This is a genomic window from Pseudacidovorax sp. RU35E, assembly GCF_900156165.1.
In the GTDB taxonomy this organism is placed as follows: domain Bacteria; phylum Pseudomonadota; class Gammaproteobacteria; order Burkholderiales; family Burkholderiaceae_C; genus Xenophilus.
The window spans coordinates 313,747-333,980 of record NZ_FTMY01000006.1; the positions used below are offsets into that span (position 1 = coordinate 313,747).

Sequence of the window (20,234 nt, forward strand, 5' to 3'; positions counted from 1 at the left end):
TCAGGGCCGTGGAGTCCTTGAGTCCTTGAGTCCTTGAGTCCTTGAGTCCTGGGGTCCCCGGGTCCTGGTCCTGGACCTGGTCCTGGTTCATAGGGTCCTGGCGTTTCGAGACAAGGCGGACCAGTCAACCCCAGACCGTTCGGGCTGAGCCTGTCGAAGCCCCGTCCCTATGGGCAGCAAGCAGACGGCTCAAGCACCGCCGGGCATATGCGCCGCGCGCCGCTGTGCCCTTCGACAGGCTCAGGGCGAACGGGGGGTGAGGACCTGGGCGGCCGAACCCGGCCGTTCGGGCGCAGCGTCGAGGCGGAGGGTGCCGGTGTGCGTGCGGAGGTGCCATTCGCGGCGCCGTGCAGTGCCCAAGGCGCGTCGGTGGAAAGCGAGCACCCGTGTGGTGAGGCAAGCCGGTCAGCGCGAGCGTGCACCGGGAGCGCGCATGCCGGCGCCCTCTGCCGGCTTAGCCTCGCGGCACTCGCACCTCGACCCTTCGTGCACCCCACAGAAACACTGAGCACCCAGCACCCAGCACCCAGCACCCGACGACGCAGACCAACGCCCTCAATCCCCCAGTCGATACCCCGCCGCCGCAATCGTCCGCTTGGCGATGTTGAGCTGGTGGATCTGGCTCGTCCCCTCGTACAGACGGAACAGCCGCACATCGCGGTAGAAGCGCTCGATCGGGTGGCCCTGGATGAAGCCCGTGCCGCCCAGCATCTGCACGCACCGGTCGGCCACGCGGCCGCACATCTCGGAGGCGAAGTACTTGCAGATCGACGCCTGCAGCGTCACGTCCTGCCCGGCATCACGCTCGCGCGCCGTCTGCAGGATCAGCGCCCGCGCTGCCTGGATCTCGGTCTGGCAGTCGGCGATCAACGCCTGCACCAGCTGGAAGGCCGCCACCGGCTGACCGAACTGACGGCGCTGCGCCGTCCAGGCGATGGCCTCGTCCAGCATGCGGATCGCGGGGCCCGTGCACAACGCCGCCAGATGGATGCGCTGCTTGTTCAGCACCTTCATCGCGGTCTTGAAACCCGTGCCCTCCGTCGCACCGATGAGATGGCTGGCCGGCACGCGGCAGTCCTGCAGGTGCACCTCCGACACCGGCGAGCCGGCCTGGCCCATCTTGCGGTAGGGTGCCGCCGTCGACAGCCCCGGCATGTCCCGCTCCACCAGGAAGGCGCTGATGCCGCGCGCGCTCGCGTCCTGCGGGTCGGTGCGCGCCATCACCGTGAACAGGCCGGCGATGGGCGCGTTGGTGATGAAGCACTTGGTGCCATTCAACACATAGTGGTCGCCGTCGCGCACGGCCGTCGTCTTCAGCGCCGTGGCGTCGGAACCCGCCTCGGGCTCGGTCAGCGCAAAGGCGCCCGTCAACTGGCCGCTGGCGAGCAGCGGCAGGTAGCGGTCCTTCTGCGCGGGCGTGCCGTCCGCCACCAGCGCCTCGGAGCCGATGCCGGTGTTGGTGCCCACGCGCGCGCGGAAGGCCACCGAGGCCTGCGACAGTTCCATCGCCGCCAGCACCAGCTCTTCGGTGGTCATGCCCATGCCGCCCCAGGCCGCGGGGATGGACCAGCCGAAGAAGCCCAGGCGCGCCATGTCCTCCACCAGGTCGGCCGGCACCTCGTCGCGGGCCTCGACCTCGGCCTCGCGCGGGATCAGGCGCTCGCGCACATAGCGGCGCAGGGATTGCAGCGTTTCGTCGAAGGCGGCGGTGTCGCGGATCATGGTCGTGTCGGGGGCAGAAGAAAGTAGGGAAAGAAGAAGGGGCGCCAGCGCTTCACAGCGCACCGGCCGCGCGCAGCCCGCGCAGGTCCTCGGCCGTGAGGCCCAGCGCGCCGAAGACCTCGGCGTTGTGCTCGCCCACCGCCGGGCCGGTTCGCGGGGGCTGCGGCGCATGGCCGCCGAAGCGCGGCACCACGGCCGGTGCGGGCACCGAGCCCAGGTCCGCGTCGGGCAGCCGCACGATGGCGCCGCGCGCGGCGAAGTGCGGGTCGGCCAGCACGTCGTCGATGTCGTAGACCTTGCAAAAGGGCACCGCGTGCGCATCCAGCGCGGCCCGCAGCTCGTCATGGCTGTGCGCGGCGCACCAGGCGGCCACGCGGCCGTCCAGCGCATCCAGGTGGCGCACCCGCAGCGGGTTGGTGGCGAAGCGCGGATCGGCCGCCATGTCGGGCGCCTGCATGGCCGCGCACAGACGCCGGAAGATGGCGTCGGACGAGCCCACCAGCGTGATCCAGTCGCCGTCCTTCGTGCGGTAGATGTTGGACGGCGCGGTGTAGGTGGCGCGGGCGCCGCTGCGCTGGCGCGCCTGGCCGCTGCGCTCGCGCTCCACGGCCAGCGGCTCCAGCACGCGCAGCAGGGCTTCGGTGGCCGACAGGTCGATCTCGCGGCCGGGCGCATCGGGGCAGCGTGCCCGCTCGGCCGCCGCGGCCGCGATGGCGAAGGCGCCGAAGAGGCCGGCCATCGAATCGCCCAGCGGAAAGTTGACATGCTGCGGCGGGCCGTCCGCCTCGCCGGTCAGGTGGGCCAACCCACCCATGGCCTCGAAGATGCGCGCGAAGCCGGGCCGGCCGGCATAGGGCCCCGTCTGGCCGAAGCCGGTGAGCCGCAGCACGATGAGCCGCGGGTTGGCCCGGTGCAGCGTCGCCAGGTCCAGGCCCCAGCGGTCCAGCGTGCCGGGACGGAAGTTCTCGACCAGCACGTCCATGCCGGCCACCAGGCGCAGGAACAGCGCGCGACCGGAATCGGTGCGCACGTCCAGCGTGATGCCGCGCTTGCCGCGGTTGAGCACCTTCCAGTACAGGGCGTGGCCCGGCTCGACTGGCGCGAGCGAGCGCAGGGCGTCGCTGCCGTCGGGCAGCTCCAGCTTGGTCACCTCGGCGCCCAAGTCGGCGCAGAGCGTGGCGGCGAAGGGCGCAGCCACCACCGTGGCCATGTCCAGGATGCGCAGACCGTGCAGCGGGCCCTGCTTCGGATCGAAGGTGTCGGCCATGCCTCAATCCACCCGTGCGCCGGTGGACTTGACCAGCGCCGCCCAGCTGCGGCTGTCCTTGGCGATGAGCGCGCCGAAGTCCTCGGGACTGCCGCCGCCGGGCTCGGCACCCAGGTCCACCAGACGCTTGCGGATCTCCGGCTTGGCCACCGCCGCCACGGCCACCTCGTTGAGCTTCGCGACGATGGGCTTGGGCGTGCCGGCCGGCGCCATCAGGCCCTTCCACGCCGTGACGTTGAAACCCGGAAGGCCGGATTCGGCCACGGTGGGAATGTCCGGCGCGCCGCTCGCGCGCGAGGGGCTGGCCACGCCCAGGGCCCGCAGGCGTCCTGCCTGCACCTGGGGCAGCAGCGCCGGCATGTTGTCGATCATCACGGTGATCTGGCCCGAGATCAGGTCGTTCATGGCCGGGGCGCTGCCCTTGTAGGGCACATGGACCATCTGCGTGCCCGCCATCTGGTTGAACAGCTCGCCTCCCAGGTGCGCCGGCGTGCCGTTGCCCGGCGAGCCGAAGGACACCTTGCCCGGGTTGGCCTTGGCATAGGCGATGAACTCGCGCACATCGCGCGCCGGCACCGAGGGCGTGACGGCCATTAGCTGATGGTCGCGCGCCAGCAGGGCCACCGGCGCCAGGTCGGTGGCCGGGTTGTAGGGCATGCGGCCATACAGGCTGGGGTTGATGGCGATGGGGCCGGCCGCCGCCAGCAGCAGCGTGTAGCCGTCAGCGGGTGCCTTGGCCACCATGTCGCCGGCGATGTTGCCGCCGGCGCCGGGGCGGTTGTCCACCACCACCGGCTGGCCGAGGCCGGCGCGCAGTTCCTCCGCGATGAGGCGGCCCACCACGTCGGCCGAGCCGCCGGGCGCAAAGGGCACGACCAGCCGGATCGGCTTGGTGGGATAGGCGGCCTGCGCCGCGGCGAGGGGCGCAGCCAGCGCCAGGCCGGCCGCCAGCGTGGCGGCCATCAGTTGCTTGAGCATGTCGTTGTCTCCGTGGTTGTCGGCACCTGCGGGTGCGGCAGGTCCCGAAGACTAGAGAGGCTCCGGTCCAGCGCCAAACGCTGTTTCGCTATATTGGACAAACACCGCCCCGCATCCAGGCCGCTCTTTCCTCCAATGCCGATCACCGACCCCCGCTTCGCCACCACGCTGGCAAACGGCCTGGACGTGCTGGAGGCCTTCGCTGGCGCGCCCGCCGTGCTGGGCAATGCGGCCCTCGCCGGGCGAACCGGCCTCGCCCGCGCCACCATCACCCGGCTCACCACCACCCTGGCCAGCCGCGGGCTCGTCGTGCCGGCCGGCGAAGGCCGTGGCCACCGGTTGGGCAGTGGCGCGCTGACGCTGGGCTATCCGCTGCTGGCGCAACTGGGCCTGCGGCGCATCGCCCGGCTGCCCATGAAGCAGCTGGCCGATGCGCTGGGGGCCTCGGTGTCGCTGGGCGTGCGCGACCGGCACCGCATGGTCTACGTGGAGACCTGGCGCAACAACGATCCCCTCACCTTCCAGCCCGACCTGGGGGCGCCCCTGCCCCTGCTGGACACGGCCATCGGCCGCGCGTGGCTGGCCACGGCGACGCCCGCAGAACGCGAAGCCGCCCGCGCGGCACTTGCGGCGGCAGACACCGCACAGGCCCTGCGATTCGACGACGTGCTGCGCGAAGCCCAGCGGCAGTGGGCCGCGCAGGGCTTCTGCCATTCCGAAGGCGACTGGCTGGCCGATGTGCATGCCGTGGCCGTGCCGCTGCGCATCGCGCAACAGGGCGAGCCCCTGCTGCTCAACGCCGGTCTGCCCGCGCGACGGCTGGCACCGCGCCAGCTGCAGCGCGAGATCGGCCCGCGGCTCGCGCAACTGGCGCGCACCATCGAGGCCGACTGGCAGCGCGCCCTGCTGCGCGAGGGCGCAGGCCAGCCACCGGCCGTGCCGCCTGCGCCCGCCTGGCTGGTGGGCCACGGACCGGCTGCCGCGCAGGACGATCCGCGCGATGGCAGCTTCGCCCGCACGCTGGCCCATGGCATCGATCTGCTGCGCAGCTTTGCGCCCGGCGAGCCGGCGCTGGGCATCCGGACGCTGGCGCGGCGGCTGGGGCTCGCGCCCAACACCGTGCAGCGGCTGGTTCACACACTCGTGGCGCGGGGCTATCTGCGGCGCGACGAGGCCTCCGCTGGCTACCGCCTGGCCCCCGCCGTGCTGGCCGCCGCCTATCCCATGCTGTCGGGCCTGCCACTGCGACGGCGCGCACGGCCGGCCATGCTGGCACTGGCCGCGCGCACGGGCGGTGCCGTCTCGCTGGGCCTGCCGCACGAGACCAGCATGGTCTATGTCGAGACCGCCTGGCAGACCGACGCACGCCTGCTGCCGCCCGACACCGGCGCCCCCATGCCCATGCTGCACACCGCCATGGGCCGGGCCTGGCTGGCCAGCGTGGACCGCCCGGAGCGCGAGGCCCTGCTGCACCGTCTGCGCCTGGCCCAGCCCGAGGCCTTCGCGCGGCTGTGGCCCGCCGCCAGTGCCGCCATGGCCGACTGCCGGCGCCAGGGCTGGTGCAGCTCCGCCGACTTCCGGCCCGAGATCGTGGCGGTGGCCGTGCCCTTCGGCCGGCCCGTGGAGGGCCTGCGCTACGTGGTGAACTGCGGCGTGCTGCGCGCGCAGGCCGACGACCCGCGCCGGCTGGTGCAGATCGGCGGCTGGCTGCGGGAGACGGTGGCCACGCTGGAACGCGCCGAGGCCGCCGACTGACGCGGATGGCGGCGCGCGCCTTCAGGCGCTCAGCCCCACTGCAGCCCCACGGCCTCCACGCCCGCGATGCAGATCAGCTCGTCCTCGTCACCGGTGCCGCCGCTCGCGCCCACGGCGCCGATGACCGCGCCGGACGCGTCCTTGATAACCACGGCGCCGGTCTGCGGCAGGAAGCGGCCCTGCGCCGTCGCCGACAGCGAGACGAAGAAGTTGGGGTTGTCGCGGGCCCGCTCCGCCAGCGCGCGGCTGGCCACGCCCATGCCCACCGCGCCCCAGGCCTTGGCCCGCGCGACATCGAAGCGGAACATGCTGGCGCCGTCCTCGCTGGCGAAGGCCTTGAGATGGCCGGCGCCGTCGAGCACGGCCACGGCCATGGGCTTGAAGCCGCGTTCGCGCGAACGCGCAAGGGCAGCGGCCAGCAGGCGCTGCGCCTGGTCGAGGGTGAGGGAAGCGGTCATGGCGTGTCCAGGAAAGTGAAGAGGAAGGCGATCAGGCCGAGGGCGCCGCAGGCAGCCGCGTGAGCGCCTCGAAGCCGTACTGGTTCATGCTGCCGAACATCGGCCCCGCCGGATGCGGCAGGAAGTCGGTGCGGCAGTCCAGCACCGCCGGCAGGCCGCTGGCCCAGGCGCGCTCCATGGCCGGGCGCACGTCCTGCGGCGCAAGCACGCGCTCGCCATGGCAGCCGAAGCCGCGCGCGATGGCGGCGTAGTCGGTTTCGGCCAGGTCGGTGCCCAGCTCGAAGTCCAGCGCCTTGCGCTGGCCGGCGCGGATGATGCCCCAGGCCTCGTTGTTGTGGATAACCACCAGCACGGGAAGCCGCTGCCGCCGCGCCGTGTCCAGCTCGTTGAGGGTGAAGCCGAAGGAGCCGTCGCCGGTGATCAGCACCACCGGCCGGCCCGGATGCACCGCCTGCAGCGCCAGCGCATAGGGCAGGCCGAAGCCCAGGTGGCTCATGCCCGGCTCATGGAAGCGGGTGCGCGGGACCATCGCCGGCGTCAGGTCGTTGGACCAGAAGCTGGTGTGGCCGCCATCGAACACGGCCAGCGCATCGGCCGGCAGGGCCGCGCCCACTTCGCGTGCCAGCGCTGCGGGATGCATGGCAGCGCCCTCCCCGCGCGGCGCATCGGCCGCTGCGTGCAAGGCGGCCTCGTAGCGCTGGCGACCTTCCTTCATGCGCGGCAGCCAGCCGGCCTCCACCGCCAGCTCGCCGTCCTGCAGTGCGGCGCAGAGATCGTCGAGCGCGGCACGGGCATCGGCCTGCATCGCCACCTCGTGCAACGCGGGATGGCCCAGCGCCGCAGGGTCGAGGTTGATGGCGATGGTGCGGTGACTGCGGCGGGCGAGCGGGCCTTGCGCGTCCCACATCCAAGACGACCAGCGGCAGCCCACGGCGACGATCACGTCCGCCTCGGCAAAGGCCGCCTGCACCGGCGCACCGGCGATCAGCCCGCCATGGCCGATGAAATGCGGGCTCCCCGAGGGCACCGTGCCCAGTCCCATCTGCGTGGGCACCACCGGGCAGCCCAGGCGCGCGGCCAGGGCCTGCACCTGCGCCGCTGCTTCGCTGGCCACCGCGCCGCCGCCGGCCACGATCAACGGGCGGCGCGCCGTACGCAGCAGCGCGGCGGCCTGCGCCAGCGCCTGGGCGTCCGGCCGCGGCCGGCCGATGGCGCGGTAGCGGTGCGGCGGCAGGTCGAACTCGTCGTCGGCGAAGGCGCAGCGCTGGGCCAGCACGTCCTGTGGAATGTCCAGGTGCACGGGGCCGGGCCGGCCGCCCAGCGCCTCGCGCAGCGCGCGGCGTACCAGCTCGGGCAGGCGCCGGGCGTCGTGGACCACGGCGTTCCACTTCGTGATGGCGCGGCTCACCGCCACCGCATCCAGATCCATGAACATGCCGCTGTGCGGATAGGCGGCGGCCCGGTGCTGGTTGGTGGTGATGGCCAGCAGCGGCAGCTGATTGGCGAAGGCCACGCCCAGGCCCGAGATCAGGTTGAGCCCACCCGGTCCCATCTCGCCGATGGCCACGGCCAGCCGGCCGGTGCTGGCGAAGGTGGCGGCGGCCATCATGGGTGCTGCGGCTTCATGCCGGGTGCCGATGAAGCGCAGCCCCGGCTGCCCTGCGATGGCATGCAGCAACGGCGCCAGCTTGCCGCCCACGATGCCGTAGACCTGGCCCACGCCCTCCACGGCCAGCAGCCGCACCAGCGCCTGCGCGCCCGTCAGTTCGATCGCCATCGGCTTCAGTCCTCCGCGGTGAAGCCAGAGGCCTTGACGATGGGCGCCCACCGCGCCAGATCGCTGCGCACCAGCTGCGCGAATTCCTCGGGCGGCTGGTGGTAGGGCTGCAGGCCGTTCTTCGCCAGGCTGTCGATCAGGCCCGGATCGCGCAGGCCCTCACCCACCAGCGTGCTGAGCTGCTGCACGCGCTCGCGCGGTGCGCGCGCCGGCATGAACCAGCCCAGCCATTCCTGCACCACCACGTCGTTCATGCCCTGCTCCGCGAAGGTCGGCACGTCGGGCAGGAAGGGCGAACGCTGTGCACTCGACACGGCCAGCCCGCGCAGCCGGCCGCTGCGGATATGGGGCATGACCTCGCCGAGCACGCTGACGCTCACCGGCACCTGGCCGCCCAGCACGTCGTTGAGCAGCGGCGCGCCGCCCTTGTAGGGCACGGCGGTGAGCTTGCGGCCGCTGTGCCGCTCCAGCAGCATGCCGACGAAGTGCAGGGCCGACCCGGCCGCCGGCACGCCATAGCTGGCCGCCTGCGGATTGGCCTGCACCCACTTGAGGTAGTCGGCCACCGTCCGCACCTCGCCCGGCACGCCCGGCCCGGCGGTGAGCACGAAGGCATAGTTGACCGTGCTGCACACCGGCGTGAAGTCGATGAGCGGGTCGTAGCTCAGCTTGCGGTAGGTGTTGGGGTACAGCGTCATCGGCGAACTGGGGATCTGCAGGATGGCCATGCCGTCCGGCGCGGCCCGCCGCACATGGTCCACCGCGATGCGGCCACCGGCACCCACCTTGGCGTCGACCAGCACGTTCGCGGCATAGCGGCCGCGCAGCTTCTCGGCGAGCGGGCGGGCCACCTGGTCGCCCATGCCGCCGGCCGGAAAGCCCGAGATGATGAAGGCGCTGCGCTCGGCCGTCGCCTGGGCGAAGGCGGGCGCGAGCGCACCGGCCAGGGCGCCGGCCCCGGCCTGGCGGATGAAGTCGCGTCGTTGCATGTCGCTTCTCGCCGTTCGGCTCACTCGGGCTGCAGGCCGATGGCCTTCACGGCGACGGCCCAGCGTTCGCGCTCGGACTTCATGAAGCCCGCGAGCTCGGCCGGGCTCATGGGCCCTTCGGCCATGGTGCCCAGGCTGGCCAGGCGCTGCGCCATCTCGGGCTGGGCCATGACCTTGTCCAGGTCGGCATTGATGCGGGCCACCACCGCAGCCGGCGTGCCGGTCGGCGCGAAGATGCCGTTCCAGCCGGTGAACTCGAAGCCCGGCAGCGTCTCCGCCATGGTCGCGACCTGCGGCCACTGCGGCAGCCGCTTGGCCGTGCTCACGGCCAGCGCACGCACCTGGCCGCCCTGCAGGTAGGCGGTGAGGGCCGCCTCGGGCAGGCACACCAGCTGCAGCCGGCCGCCCAGCAGGTCCTGCAGCGCCTCGGGCGCCTTGGTGTAGGGCACCTGGTTGAGCTTGATGCCGGCCGTGGCGGCCATGCTGTCGAGCACCATGCCCGAGAAGGTCTTGGGCCCTTCGGTGCCGGCCGCCAGCAGGCCGGGCTGGGCCTTGGCGCGGGCGATGAGGTCGGGCAGGTCCTTGGCCGGAAAGCTGGCCGCCGCGGCCAGCACGAAGGGGCTGCGGCCCGCCAGCCGCACCGGCACGAAGTCGCGCGCCGGGTCGTAGGGCAGCGACTTGAAGGTGAACACGTTGGTCACCATGGCCGCGGTCGTCGCGTAGTAGAGCGTGTAGCCGTCGGGCGCGGCGCGGGCCGCCACCTGGGCGCCGATCACGTTCTGGCCACCCGGTCGGTTGTCGATGATCACGGCCTGCTGCCACAGGCGCGAGAGCTGGTCGCCGATCTGGCGCGCCAGGATGTCGGGCCCCGAGCCCGCGGGCTGCGAGAGCACGAAGCGCACGGGCTTGTCGGGCCAGGACTGGGCCCGCGCCGCGGGTGCGGCAAAAGGCAGGGCCAGGGCGGCCAGGGCCTGCTGGAATTGGCGTCGGTTCATGGTGCGTCGTCTCCGTCTGTGGTTCTTTTGGTCGTCGTCGAATCGTCAGCCTGCCCGTGGCATTGCGGCAGGGCGCGCTCAGGCAGCGCAGGCCGTGGCCAGGCCGAGGCGCGTGGCGGCCTCGTCCAGCAGGGCGCCGATGTCCTCGGCCCGCGCCGCGGTGCCGAACACGTAATGGTCGGGCCGCACCAGCGCGGCCACCGTGCCATGGCGCGCGAACCAGTCGCGCACCACGCCTTCGGTTTCGGGCTGGTCGGCCAGGCTCAGGCCGCGCAGGCCGTCGAAGCCGCCTTCCGGCAACGGCACGCCGGCCGCCAGCACCAGGCGCCAGCCGTGGCCCAGAAGCGCGTCCATGCGGCGCGGCCCCTGCGAGGTGCGCAGCCAGGGTTGGGGAAACAGGCTGCCGCGTCCGCCGGCGGACTGCTGCGCCAGCAGGCCCGTCTCGAGCCCGGGCAGGATGTCCTGCCGCGGGGTATCACGCACCTGCCCGCCGGCCTCGGCCAGCAGGCGACGATCGCGCTCGCGGGCCCGGTCCGTGTCGCGTTCGCATATCACGGCGCCCACATGCTTGATGCGGCTGGTGAGTTCACGCACATGGGCGCGGCGCTCGTGGCCGTAGCTGTCCAGCAGCGCCTCGGCCGCGGGGCCCTGCACCTCGCCGGCCAGCACCGCGCCCAGCTTCCAGGCCAGGTTGGCCGCATCGCGGATGCCCTGGCACATGCCCTGGCCCAGGAAGGGCGGCTGCATATGGGCGGCGTCGCCGGCCAGGAAGACGCGGCCGCGGCGCCAGTCGGCCGCCACCAGCGCATGGAAGCGATAGCTGGCCTGCCGCCACAGCTCGCCATGCTCGGGGCCGATCCAGCGCGACAGCAGCCGCCAGGTGGCCTCGGGCGTGGCCATCTCGCGCGGATCCTCGCCGGCCTTGAGCGAGATCTCCCACCGTCGGTGGTTGCCCGGGCCGAGCACCAGCGTGCAGGGCCGCTCGGGCTCGCAGTACTGCACGCTCACGGCGGGCAGGCGGGCCATGCCGGCCTCGTTGAGCAGCACGTCGACCACCAGCCAGGGTTCGTCGAAGTCCAGGTCCTCCAGCGGCAGGCCCAGCTGCGTGCGCACGCCGCTGCTGCCGCCGTCGCAGGCGATGGCATGGCGGGCCTGCACGGTGTGGCTGCGGCCGTCGCGCTGCAGCGTGAGCTGCACGCCCTGCCCGTCCTGCGCGATGGCGGTCATCTCGACGCCCAGTTCCACCGTCACGTCGGGCAGGCGGGCCACGCGCTCGCGCAGCGCCCGCTCCACCGGCGGCTGGGTGAACACCAGCGAGGGCGTGTAGCCCTGCGGATAGGGCGGCGGCAGCATGGTCATGCGCCGGATGAGCTGCCCGTCCACGCCGAAGTACTCCGAGTTGGAGAAGGGCTCGGTGAAGGGCGCGATGGCCTCCACCACGCCCAGCTGCTGGAAGACGCGCATGATCTCGTGGTCCAGCGCGATGGCGCGGGGGATCTGGTAGACCTCCGTCAGCCGGTCGCAGACGTGGACCTTGAAGCCCTGCTGCCCCAGCAGCCCGGCCGCCACCTGTCCCACCGGGCCGTAGCCGACGATGGCGACGTCGTAGACGGGCGGGGTCGTCATGCCTGCGCTTCCGCGACGATGGGGTTGGCCAGCAGGCCCACGCGCTCGATCTCCACCTCGTAGGTGTCGCCGGGCTTCATCCACACCGGCGGCGTGCGGGCCTGGCCCACGCCGGCGGGCGTGCCCATCACGATCACGTCCCCCGGCTCCAGCGTGAGCACCTCGGCCAGCAGGGCGATGGTCTCGGCCACGCCGAAGATCATGTCGGTGGTGTTGGCGTCCTGCATGACCTCGCCGTTGAGGCGGCCCTGGATGCGCAGGCCCACGGCGCCGGGCGGCAGTTCGTCGGCCGTGACCAGCACCGGGCCGAAGCCACCGGTGGCGTCGAAGTTCTTGCCGATGGTCCACTGCGGCGTGCGCTTCTGGTAGTCGCGCACGCTCATATCGTTGAAGCAGCTGTAGCCGAATACGTACTGCAGCGCATCCGCCTCCTTCACATGCCGCGGCACGCGCTGGCCGATGACGACGGCCAGCTCGGCCTCGTAGTCGAAGCGGGCCGACACGCGCGGCACCACGCCGGCATCGCCATGGGCGATCAGCGAGCTGGCGCCGCGGAAGAAGAACCAGGGGTAGTCCGGCTTCTCGCGCCCGCCTTCCTTGGCATGGTCGAAGTAATTGAGGCCCAGGCAGACCGTCTTGCCCGGCTCGGGCACCAGCGGCGCCAGGCGAACGCCGGCCATCGGCACGCGGGCGGCGCCGGACTTGGCGCAGGCGGCGGCCAGGGCCGGCAGGTCGATGCCGGCGGCCAGGGCGGCGCGCAGGTCGGACGGAATGCGGCCGTCGGCATCGTTCAGGTCGATGAGCATATCGCCCTCGACGAGGGCCAGGCGGGGTGCGCCATCGCGCAAATAGGTGGTGAACTTCATGGAACGCCGTGCAGAGGGAAGAGGGATAGGGAAAGAGAAGAAGGCGCAGGTGCCGCTCAGGCCCTCAGGCCGGCGCGAACATCACCTGCCGCTGCGCCGCCTTGAGCTCGGGGCCGGGCATGGGCGCGATGCCCCACTGGTCGATGCGGCCGGGCGGCCACTTCCAGTGCTCGGGCCCGCGCGAGACATAGCTGTCGTCCACCTGCTCCACCTCGGCCGTGTATTCGATGACCACGCCGAAGGGGTCGATGAAGTAGTTGAAGAGGTTGTTGCCGGGGCCATGGCGGCCGGGGCCCCACTGGATCGGGTGGCCCGCGTCCTTCATGCGGCCGCCGCCGCGCATCACCGACTCGAAGTCCGGCATCAGGAAGGCGATGTGGTTGAGCGCGTCGTTGTCGGTGATGCCGATGGCCAGGGTGTGGTGGTCCCGGTTGCAGTTCATGAAGGCCATGATTCCGGTGCGGTCCGCCAGCCGGAAACCCATCGCCTGCTCGAAGAAGGCCTTGGTGTCGTCCACCGCGTGGCTGTTGAGCACGGCGTGGGTGAGGCGGATGGGCATGTCGGCCTGGGGCGCATCGGCCTCGCGCCGCGCGTCGCCGTGCACCACCTGGAAGACGCGGCCGTGCGGGTCCTTGAACTTCATGCCGATGCCGCCGGCCGGGTCCTTGGTCAGCGCATGCGGCTCAGCGAGCAGCGTGCCGCCGGCCGCCACGGCCGTCTCGCACAGGGTGTCGAGCGCCTCGCGGCTGCGGGCGCGCAGCGTCACCTGCCGCACCTGGGGCGCATCGCCGCCCTGGTGCAGGGCCAGCAGGTAGGCGTCGTCGCCGGTGCCACGCAGGTAGAGCACACCCTCGCCGCGGTGGGCCACGGCCAGGTGCCAGGTCTGGGTGTAGAAGGCCTCGGCACGGGCGAGGTCGGGCACGAACAGGGCCACGCTGCGCAGGCCCTCGATCCAGGGGGAACTCATCGTCTTGTCTCCATCGCGCGGCCGCCGTTTGCGGAACGGGCAGCCAGCGTCGTTGCTGTTGCGGCGGATCGTAGGAAGCGGCCCCGATCCTGTACAGACGATCCGACCGATTCCTAAAATCGGTTTCATGGATATCCGTTCGGTCGACCTCAACCTGCTCGTGCTGTTCGACACCCTCATGCAGACGCGCAGCGTCAACCGCGCGGCCGAGGCCATGGGCCTGAGCCAGTCGGCCACCAGCGGTGCACTCGCCCGCCTGCGGGGCGTGTTCGACGATGCCCTGTTCGTGCGCACTGCCTCGCAGATGGAGCCCACCCCGCGGGCGCAGCAACTGGCGCCCGTGGTGCGGCGGGTGGTGCAGACCATCCAGCAGGAGATCCTGCAGTCGCCCCACTTCGAGCCCGCGCAGGCGCAGCGCAGCTTCACCGTGCTCACGCCCGACATCGGCGAGGTGGCCTTCCTGCCCGGCGTGCTGCGGCGGCTGCAGCACGAGGCGCCGGGGGTGCGGCTGCATGCGGTCTCGCGGGCGCGGGCAGCGGCGGCCGAAGCGCTGGAGAAGGGCGAGGCGGACCTCGCCATCGGCTTCTTTCCGGACCTGCAGAAGGCAGGCTACTTCCAGCAGTCGCTGTTCACCACCACCTACGAATGCATCACCAGCGCCGCCAACGCGGCGCTGGGCGAGCGGCTCACGCTCAAGCAGTACCTGGCGGCGCGGCATGTGGTGGTGCGCCCCGACGGCCGCGAGCACCTGCTGGAGCGCTTCCTCGATGCCAAGGGCTGGCAGCGGCAGGTGACGCTGGAGCTGTCGCATTTCATGAGCCTGCTGGCGCTCCTGCCCGGCACCGAGTTGGTGGCGACCGTGCCGCAGGACATCGCCACGGCCGTGGGCCGGCACATCCCGCTGCGCACCCTGGCCCTGCCCTTCAAGCCGCCGCCGCTGCAGGTGCAGCAGTTCTGGCACCGGCGCATGCAGAACGACCCGGCCAACCGCTGGCTGCGCGGGCTGTTCCACGAGGTCAACCGGCGCGAGGCCGGGGCGCGGCTGCCGGCCTGAAAAGGCTGGACGAATCCGTCAGGTCCGCGCGTCCTGCCGAAGCACGTCCACCCAGCGCTGGCCGGCGCCGCGGGGCCATTCAGGTTGAGGCAGGGCCGGACGCCTATGCTGGGCGGCCTCGCACAGGCGGCCTCCCCGCGCCCGCACCTCCCTTTGTTCTCTCGCATGACCCAACGACCCGCCCCCTCCTTCCTTCCACTGGCCCTGGACGCAGCGGCCACCCGTCGCCACGCCCTGCGCGCGGGCGCCGCGCTGCTCGCAGTCGCGCTGCTGCCCGCGGCCGGTGCCGCGGAGGCCGAGCTTGCCGTGGGCAGCGCCCTGCCGCCACTCTCGGTCAACGACCAGTTCGACCGCCCCGTGGTGGTGGACGCCGGCACCCGGCTGGTGCTCTTCGCCGCCGACAAGGCGGCCGGCGATGTCGCCACCGAGGCCCTGAAGGCCAAGCCGGAGGTGCTGGCCCAGCAGCGGCTGGTGTACCTGGCCGACATCAGCGGCATGCCCGCCGTCATCACCCGCATGTTCGCGCTGCCGAAGATGCGCGACCTGCCCTTCTCCGTCGGCCTGGTGCGCGACGCCCAGCTCACGGCCGCACTGCCGCGCAAGGCCGGAGCACTGACGCTGCTCGTGCTCGATCAGGGGACGGTGCGCGGCATCGAGTACCTGCCCGATGCGGCAGCGGTGCGCCAGCGACTGGGCATCGCCAGCTGACGCGCCGACCTCTGTGCGCCGGGGCGGGGCAGGCGCAAGCGCCGGAGTGCCGACGTCTGGGCTCGTCCAGGATCGCATGATCGCGTAGGACCGGGACGCCAGACGCCGGCTCCCACTGCCGTCCTACATGCATCTCGCCGATGTCCGCGGGACGATGCCGCCCGAATGCAATCTGCGGAGGCCTCTCCTGTGAACCGTACCCCCGAAAAGCCCCCTTTCAATGACGACCGCCAGCCCGTGCGGGCCGAGGGCGGCCCGCGCGAGGTGCAGGACCACAAGGACGACATCTTCTTCGCCGCCATCGAGATGACCCGCATGCCCATGCTGGTCACGGACCCGCGGCAGCCCGACAACCCCATCGTCTTCGCCAACCGCGCCTTCCTGTCGATGACCGGCTATGCGCCGGAAGAGATCCTGGGCACCAATTGCCGCTTCCTGCAGGGGCCGGGCACCGACCGCGCCTCGGTGGCGGTCATCCGTGAAGCCATCGAAACGCGCACCGAGGTCCAGATCGAGCTGCTCAACTACCGCAAGGACGGCAGCACCTTCTGGAATGCGCTGTTCGTCTCGCCGGTGTTCAACCCCGCGGGCGAACTCGTGTACTTCTTCGCCTCGCAGCTGGACGTGAGCCGGCGCCGCGATGCCGAGGACGGGCTGGCACAGGCCCAGAAGATGGAGGCGCTGGGCCAGCTCACCGGCGGCATCTCGCACGACTTCAACAACCTGCTGCAGGTGATGTCGGGCCATCTCGACCTGCTGGAGCTGCGCGGCCGCATGAACAAACTCGACCCGGAGCATGTGCGCCGCGGCGTGGAGAACATCCGCGAGGCGGTGAGCAAGGCCTCCAAGCTCACCAGCCAGTTGCTGGCCTTCTCGCGCAAGCAGAGCCTGCGGGGGCGCGTGATCAACCTCAATGCCGTGACCAAGGACATGACCGACCTGGCGGTGCGCACGCTGGGCGAGCAGATCCGCGTCGAGTTCAAGCTGGAAGAGAACATCGGCAACTGCCAGCTCGACCCGACCCAGCTCGAGGTGGCGCTGCTGAACGTGCTGGTCAACGCGCGCGACGCCATGCCCGAGGGCGGCACGCTGACCCTGCAGACCGCCAGCGTGGAGGTGGGCGAGGACGACGCCACGGCCTTCGCCGGCCTGCCGCCCGGCCGTTATGCCACGCTGTCGGTCACCGACACCGGCCATGGCATCGACAAGGCGCTGCTGGCCCGCGTGATGGACCCCTTCTTCACCACCAAGGAAGAGGGCAAGGGCACGGGCCTGGGCCTGTCGATGGTGTATGGCTTCGTCAAGCAGTCCGGCGGGACGGTGACGCTGTATTCCGAGGTGGGCATGGGCACGACGGTGCGCATGTACTTTCCCACGGTCGAGGCGCGGCCGACCGTGTCGGTGCGGGGCGCACAGGCCCACTACCGGGGGGGCGACGAGCGCATCCTGCTGGTGGAGGATCGCGAGGAAGTGGGCCAGCTCGCCCGGGAGATGCTCGAAGGCCTGGGCTACACGGTGAGCATGGCCACCTCGGCGCAGGAAGCCCTCACGCTGTTCCGCAGCCTGGCGCCCTTCGAGCAGCCGGACCTGCTCTTCTCGGACGTGGTGATGCCCGGCGGCATGAACGGCTACACGCTGGCGCGCGAGATCCAGAAGCTGCGCCCCTCGGCCCGCGTGCTGCTGACCACCGGCTTCGACCGCGATCTGGGCAGCCTGGACGCCGTGGCACCCGCGGAGTTCGAGATCATCAAGAAGCCCTACCGGCTGGTGGACCTGGCGCGCAAGGTGCGCGAGGTGCTGGACGGGCCGACGGGGTCGCACACGGTCGGGGGCTGACCGGCGCGGGCCGGCCACTCCCAGGTGTTCACACCTGCTCAGTGCGCGAGCCGGTTCATGCGCTCGGTGAGCAGCGCGCGCTGAACTTCGTTGTCCGTGAGTTCGGCGGCCCGCCGATAGGCGTCTCGCGCCTCGGACACACGGCCCAGGCGCTCCAGCACATCGGCCCGCGCGCCGGCCAGGTAGGGGTAGCGCTGCAGCTGCGCATCGGCGGCAAGCGCGTCCAGCAGGGGCAGCGCCGCCGCCGGCCCGTCGGCAAAGCTCAGGGCCACGGCCCGGTTGAGCGCGACCACCGGCGAGGGATGGCAAGCCAGCAGGCGGTCGTAGCCGGCCACGATGGCCCGCCAGTCGGTGTCCTCGGCGCGGGCCGCGCGCGCATGGCAGGCGGCGATGGCGGCCTGCAGCGTGTAGGGGCCGTCGGGGTCCAGCGCCTGCGCCGTGGCCAGCGCGCCCAGGCCACGCTGGATCAGCAGCCGGTCCCAGCGCCGGCGGTCCTGGTCGGGCAGCAGCACCGGGCGGCCCTGCGCATCGAGTCGCGCCGGCAGGCGGCTGGCCTGGATCTCCAGCAACGCCGCCAGGCCATGCACATCGGCCTCCTGCGGCAACAGGTGCTGCAGCTGCCGCACCATTCGAAGCGCCTCGTCGCACAGCGCCGGCCGCAGCAGGCTGGCCCCGCCGCCGGCACTGTGGCCTTCGTTGAAGATCAGGTAGACCACGGCCAGCACGGCACCCAGGCGTTGGGCGCGCTCGCCCGCATCGGGCAGCTCGTAGGGCTGGCCCTTGAGCGCCTTCTTGGCCCGCACGATGCGCTGGGCCACCGTGGCCTCGGGCAGCAGGAAGGCGCGCGCGATCTCCGCCGTCTCGAGCCCGCCCAGCAGGCGCAGCGTGAGCGCCACCTGCGATTCGCGCGGCAGCACCGGATGGCAGGCGATGAAGATCAGCCGCAGCTGCTCGTCGCCGATCTCGGCCTGGTCGCGCACGGCGTCGAGCTGGTCGGCGAAGTCGGGCACCACCTGGGTGCCCAGTGCCTCGTCGTCGACCGCCAGTTGCGCATGCTCGCGCTCCTGCATCGTGCGGCGGCGCAGCCGGTCCAGGGCCTTGTGGCGCGTGGCGGTCATGAGCCAGGCGGCCGGGTTGGCAGGTTGCCCATCGCGCGGCCAGGTGTCCAGGGCGGCGAGCAGCGCGTCCTGCGCGCAGTCCTCGGCCTCGTCCAGGTCGCGCAGCAGCCTGGCGGCGGCGCCCACCAGGCGGCCGCGCTCGATGCGCCAGGTGGCAGCTGCGGTGTCGGCATGGCGCGGGGGCATCGGTGAGGCGTCAGGTGCCGTCGTAGGCACGCTGCAGGGCGGCGAGGTCGATCTTGTGCATGCCCCACACCGCCTGGAACACGCGCTGCACGCGGGCTGCATCGGGGTCGTTGACCATGCGGAACCAGGCCTTGGGAATGATCTGCCACGACAGGCCCCAGGCATCGCGCACCCAGCCGCACGACAGCGGCGTGCCGCCGCCCGCGGGGAGTTGCTCCCAGAGGTGGTCGATCTCCGCCTGGTCCTCGCAGGCCACGGTGAGCGAGAAGGCCTCGTTGAGCTTGAAATGCGGCCCGCCGTTGAAGGCCGTCATCTGCATGCCGAGCAGCTCGACGTGCTGCAGCATGACGGTGCCGGCGGGCCCCGGCGCGTTCTCGCCCCAGTGCTGCGTGTGCAGCACGCGGCCACTGCCGGGGCCGAACACGCGCAGGTAGTGGGCCACCGCATCCTCGGCGCCCCGCTCGTACCAGATGAAGGGCGTGAGCTTGTTCTGCAGTTCCATGGCGATCCCCTTTCGCTCAAGGCGCGGGCGGCATGCCGCTCATGTACGCCAGTTCCCAGATGTGGCCATCCAGGTCTTCGAAACCGTGGCCGTACATGAAGCCATGGTCCACCGGCGGACGCGGCACCGCGGCACCGGCGGCACGTGCCTTGGCGACCAGGCTGTCCACCTCCTCGCGGCTCTCGCACGACAGGCACACCAGCACCTCGGTGGCGGCCCTGGCATCCACCAGCGGCTTGGCGGTGAAGCCGCGCGCGAAGTCCTCGGTCAGCAGCATGGCGAAGAGGTTCTCGCCCAGCACCAGGCAGGCGCCATGCTCGTTGGTGAACTGCGGGTTGAAGCGGTAGCCCAGCGCCTCGAAGAAGGCCTTGCTGGCCGGCAGGCTCTTGCAGGGCAGGTTGATGAAGATCTGCTTGTGCATACGGATTCCTTTCAGGGGGTGGGCAGCGACTCGGCCAGAGCCTTGAGCCGCTGCAGGGCCTTCGGCCACATGCCCTCGAGCATGGCTGCGTGTTCGTCGCTCCAGCCTTCCAGCCGCACCTGCAGGCGGGTGCCGCCCCCGGAAAGCGGGGCGAGGGTGTAGCGCTCGTGCATTGGCGCAGCGTCGGGCAGGGGCGGCGTCATCGGCTGGCCCTCGCGCAGCTCGCCCAGGATGCGCAGGCTCAGATGGGTGGGCGGCCGGCGCTGCTCGACGACGGCCTCCATGCCGTTGCAGTCGGGGTCGAGGAAGCGCATGCGGCTGCCTTCGGACCAGTCGCCCTCGCAGTGCGCCCCTTCGCAGAAGGCGCTGGCCCAGTCGCGGAAGGCGACGGCATCGAACAGGCAGGCCCAGACCCGCTCGGCCGTGGCGTCGATGTCGATGCTGTGCTGCTGGTCGGTCATGCCCTGGCCTCCGCGATCTGCCGCAGGTTCCGCAGGCCGTCCTCGAAGTCGCGGCCGACCATGCGGTCCATGTCGATGAAGAGGCCCATGACGCGGCCGATCAGGTTGGCCGGGCCGTGCATGCGCCAATGCACGGTCGTGCCGCCGCCCGGCGCAGGCTCGAGCACGAATTCGCCCTGGTTGTGGGCCTCGAAAGGCTTGAGGAAATCCAGCTGCAGCTGTACCGCGCGGCCGGGCTGCTGGCCGGTGAGCGTCATGCTGCCGGTGCCGACCTTGCTGCTTTCCCAGTCGTAGCGCGAGCCCACGCCCGTCGGCGGTCCACTGTAGTGGCTGCGCATCTGCGGGTCCTTGCGGGCGTAGGGGTTCCAGCGGTTGAAGCCCTGCAGCTCGCCCACCAGCGGCCAGAGTTGTTCGGGGCTGGCCTCGATGCGCAGCTGGCGCTCGACCGAGAAGATGGCGGGGCGGGTGGCGGCATAGGCCAGAACGGCCAGGACCAGCACGACCAGGCCGATCAGTACGAAGGCAACGATTCTCATGGCGGGGGTGTC

The 20,234-nt window shown here is 71.8% G+C and carries 19 protein-coding genes; 4 read left to right on the forward strand and 15 right to left on the reverse strand.

Annotated features, from left to right (window positions below; genetic code table 11):
- Positions 1 to 555 precede the first annotated feature (555 nt).
- Genes BXA03_RS13345 through BXA03_RS13355 form a run of 3 tightly spaced genes read right to left on the reverse strand, consistent with a single transcriptional unit; the run spans position 556 to position 3,967 of the window.
- The gene (locus BXA03_RS13345) at positions 556 to 1,722 is read right to left on the reverse strand and encodes an acyl-CoA dehydrogenase family protein (RefSeq protein ID WP_076508438.1); all 1,167 of its coding nucleotides are present in this window, start codon (positions 1,720 to 1,722) and stop codon (positions 556 to 558) included.
- Positions 1,723 to 1,774: 52 nt separating this feature from the next.
- A complete protein-coding gene (locus BXA03_RS13350) occupies positions 1,775 to 2,989 on the reverse strand; it encodes a CaiB/BaiF CoA transferase family protein (RefSeq protein ID WP_076508441.1) in 1,215 nt (404 codons plus the stop codon).
- A 3-nt stretch (positions 2,990 to 2,992) separates the two neighbouring features.
- A complete protein-coding gene (locus BXA03_RS13355) occupies positions 2,993 to 3,967 on the reverse strand; it encodes a Bug family tripartite tricarboxylate transporter substrate binding protein (protein WP_076508444.1) in 975 nt (324 codons plus the stop codon).
- 135 nt (positions 3,968 to 4,102) lie between these two features.
- On the opposite strand from BXA03_RS13355, the gene BXA03_RS27540 reads away from it, so the two are divergent.
- On the forward strand, positions 4,103 to 5,722 hold the full coding sequence (locus BXA03_RS27540) for an IclR family transcriptional regulator (protein WP_083716062.1): 1,620 nt from the start codon (positions 4,103 to 4,105) through the stop codon (positions 5,720 to 5,722).
- Between the two features lie 29 nt (positions 5,723 to 5,751).
- On the opposite strand, the gene BXA03_RS13375 is transcribed toward BXA03_RS27540, so the two are convergent.
- From BXA03_RS13375 to BXA03_RS13405, 7 genes are all read right to left on the reverse strand, one after another.
- The gene (locus BXA03_RS13375; protein ID WP_076508447.1) at positions 5,752 to 6,180 is read right to left on the reverse strand and encodes a GlcG/HbpS family heme-binding protein; all 429 of its coding nucleotides are present in this window, start codon (positions 6,178 to 6,180) and stop codon (positions 5,752 to 5,754) included.
- 31 nt (positions 6,181 to 6,211) lie between these two features.
- A complete protein-coding gene (locus BXA03_RS13380; RefSeq protein ID WP_076508450.1) occupies positions 6,212 to 7,957 on the reverse strand; it encodes a thiamine pyrophosphate-binding protein in 1,746 nt (581 codons plus the stop codon).
- 5 nt (positions 7,958 to 7,962) lie between these two features.
- Positions 7,963 to 8,946, reverse strand: a complete 984-nt coding sequence (locus BXA03_RS13385) for a tripartite tricarboxylate transporter substrate-binding protein (RefSeq protein ID WP_076508453.1) — start codon at positions 8,944 to 8,946, stop codon at positions 7,963 to 7,965.
- Between the two features lie 20 nt (positions 8,947 to 8,966).
- Positions 8,967 to 9,941, reverse strand: a complete 975-nt coding sequence (locus BXA03_RS13390) for a Bug family tripartite tricarboxylate transporter substrate binding protein (RefSeq protein WP_076508455.1) — start codon at positions 9,939 to 9,941, stop codon at positions 8,967 to 8,969.
- Positions 9,942 to 10,019: 78 nt separating this feature from the next.
- On the reverse strand, positions 10,020 to 11,567 hold the full coding sequence (locus BXA03_RS13395; RefSeq protein WP_076508458.1) for a bifunctional 3-(3-hydroxy-phenyl)propionate/3-hydroxycinnamic acid hydroxylase: 1,548 nt from the start codon (positions 11,565 to 11,567) through the stop codon (positions 10,020 to 10,022).
- A complete protein-coding gene (locus BXA03_RS13400; protein WP_076508460.1) occupies positions 11,564 to 12,433 on the reverse strand; it encodes a fumarylacetoacetate hydrolase family protein in 870 nt (289 codons plus the stop codon). The genes BXA03_RS13395 and BXA03_RS13400 overlap by 4 nt, the downstream gene beginning before the upstream one ends.
- 64 nt (positions 12,434 to 12,497) lie before the next feature.
- Complete coding sequence (locus BXA03_RS13405) at positions 12,498 to 13,400, reverse strand: VOC family protein (RefSeq protein ID WP_076508463.1); 903 nt, start codon at positions 13,398 to 13,400, stop codon at positions 12,498 to 12,500.
- A gap of 127 nt (positions 13,401 to 13,527) precedes the next feature.
- On the opposite strand from BXA03_RS13405, the gene BXA03_RS13410 reads away from it, so the two are divergent.
- From BXA03_RS13410 to BXA03_RS13420, 3 genes are all read left to right on the forward strand, one after another.
- Entirely contained in the window at positions 13,528 to 14,454 is a 927-nt protein-coding gene (locus BXA03_RS13410; protein WP_076508465.1) for a LysR substrate-binding domain-containing protein, read from the forward strand.
- Between the two features lie 165 nt (positions 14,455 to 14,619).
- Entirely contained in the window at positions 14,620 to 15,162 is a 543-nt protein-coding gene (locus BXA03_RS13415) for a hypothetical protein (protein ID WP_083716063.1), read from the forward strand.
- A 189-nt stretch (positions 15,163 to 15,351) separates the two neighbouring features.
- Positions 15,352 to 16,998: a histidine kinase famiy protein gene (locus BXA03_RS13420; RefSeq protein WP_234983677.1), complete on the forward strand. Its 1,647-nt coding sequence runs from the start codon at positions 15,352 to 15,354 to the stop codon at positions 16,996 to 16,998.
- Positions 16,999 to 17,036: 38 nt separating this feature from the next.
- Here the strand turns inward: BXA03_RS13420 and BXA03_RS13425 are convergent, their stop codons facing one another.
- The 5 genes from BXA03_RS13425 to BXA03_RS13445 are packed head-to-tail and all read right to left on the reverse strand — an operon-like array spanning position 17,037 to position 20,222.
- Positions 17,037 to 18,302 (reverse strand): RNA polymerase sigma factor, encoded by a 1,266-nt coding sequence (locus BXA03_RS13425; RefSeq protein ID WP_076508468.1) that lies wholly within the window; start codon positions 18,300 to 18,302, stop codon positions 17,037 to 17,039.
- 10 nt (positions 18,303 to 18,312) lie between these two features.
- Positions 18,313 to 18,804 (reverse strand): VOC family protein, encoded by a 492-nt coding sequence (locus BXA03_RS13430; protein ID WP_076508471.1) that lies wholly within the window; start codon positions 18,802 to 18,804, stop codon positions 18,313 to 18,315.
- Positions 18,805 to 18,820: 16 nt separating this feature from the next.
- Positions 18,821 to 19,225, reverse strand: coding sequence for a VOC family protein (locus BXA03_RS13435; protein ID WP_076508474.1), 405 nt, complete (start codon positions 19,223 to 19,225; stop codon positions 18,821 to 18,823).
- An 11-nt stretch (positions 19,226 to 19,236) separates the two neighbouring features.
- Positions 19,237 to 19,686: an SRPBCC family protein gene (locus BXA03_RS13440; RefSeq protein WP_076508477.1), complete on the reverse strand. Its 450-nt coding sequence runs from the start codon at positions 19,684 to 19,686 to the stop codon at positions 19,237 to 19,239.
- Entirely contained in the window at positions 19,683 to 20,222 is a 540-nt protein-coding gene (locus BXA03_RS13445) for an SRPBCC family protein (RefSeq protein ID WP_076508480.1), read from the reverse strand. Before BXA03_RS13445 ends, BXA03_RS13440 begins: the two co-directional genes overlap by 4 nt.
- Positions 20,223 to 20,234 lie beyond the last annotated feature (12 nt).

Bases quoted from the DNA above. Each gene is read 5' to 3' on its own strand.
- BXA03_RS13345 (WP_076508438.1), bottom strand. From the start codon at position 1,722: ATGATCCGCGACACCGCCGCCTTCGACGAAACGCTGCAATCCCTGCGC.
- BXA03_RS13350 (WP_076508441.1), bottom strand. From the start codon at position 2,989: ATGGCCGACACCTTCGATCCGAAGCAGGGCCCGCTGCACGGTCTGCGC.
- BXA03_RS13355 (WP_076508444.1), bottom strand. From the start codon at position 3,967: ATGCTCAAGCAACTGATGGCCGCCACGCTGGCGGCCGGCCTGGCGCTG.
- BXA03_RS27540 (WP_083716062.1), top strand. From the start codon at position 4,103: ATGCCGATCACCGACCCCCGCTTCGCCACCACGCTGGCAAACGGCCTG.
- BXA03_RS13375 (WP_076508447.1), bottom strand. From the start codon at position 6,180: ATGACCGCTTCCCTCACCCTCGACCAGGCGCAGCGCCTGCTGGCCGCT.
- BXA03_RS13380 (WP_076508450.1), bottom strand. From the start codon at position 7,957: ATGGCGATCGAACTGACGGGCGCGCAGGCGCTGGTGCGGCTGCTGGCC.
- BXA03_RS13385 (WP_076508453.1), bottom strand. From the start codon at position 8,946: ATGCAACGACGCGACTTCATCCGCCAGGCCGGGGCCGGCGCCCTGGCC.
- BXA03_RS13390 (WP_076508455.1), bottom strand. From the start codon at position 9,941: ATGAACCGACGCCAATTCCAGCAGGCCCTGGCCGCCCTGGCCCTGCCT.
- BXA03_RS13395 (WP_076508458.1), bottom strand. From the start codon at position 11,567: ATGACGACCCCGCCCGTCTACGACGTCGCCATCGTCGGCTACGGCCCG.
- BXA03_RS13400 (WP_076508460.1), bottom strand. From the start codon at position 12,433: ATGAAGTTCACCACCTATTTGCGCGATGGCGCACCCCGCCTGGCCCTC.
- BXA03_RS13405 (WP_076508463.1), bottom strand. From the start codon at position 13,400: ATGAGTTCCCCCTGGATCGAGGGCCTGCGCAGCGTGGCCCTGTTCGTG.
- BXA03_RS13410 (WP_076508465.1), top strand. From the start codon at position 13,528: ATGGATATCCGTTCGGTCGACCTCAACCTGCTCGTGCTGTTCGACACC.
- BXA03_RS13415 (WP_083716063.1), top strand. From the start codon at position 14,620: ATGACCCAACGACCCGCCCCCTCCTTCCTTCCACTGGCCCTGGACGCA.
- BXA03_RS13425 (WP_076508468.1), bottom strand. From the start codon at position 18,302: ATGCCCCCGCGCCATGCCGACACCGCAGCTGCCACCTGGCGCATCGAG.
- BXA03_RS13430 (WP_076508471.1), bottom strand. From the start codon at position 18,804: ATGGAACTGCAGAACAAGCTCACGCCCTTCATCTGGTACGAGCGGGGC.
- BXA03_RS13435 (WP_076508474.1), bottom strand. From the start codon at position 19,225: ATGCACAAGCAGATCTTCATCAACCTGCCCTGCAAGAGCCTGCCGGCC.
- BXA03_RS13440 (WP_076508477.1), bottom strand. From the start codon at position 19,686: ATGACCGACCAGCAGCACAGCATCGACATCGACGCCACGGCCGAGCGG.
- BXA03_RS13445 (WP_076508480.1), bottom strand. From the start codon at position 20,222: ATGAGAATCGTTGCCTTCGTACTGATCGGCCTGGTCGTGCTGGTCCTG.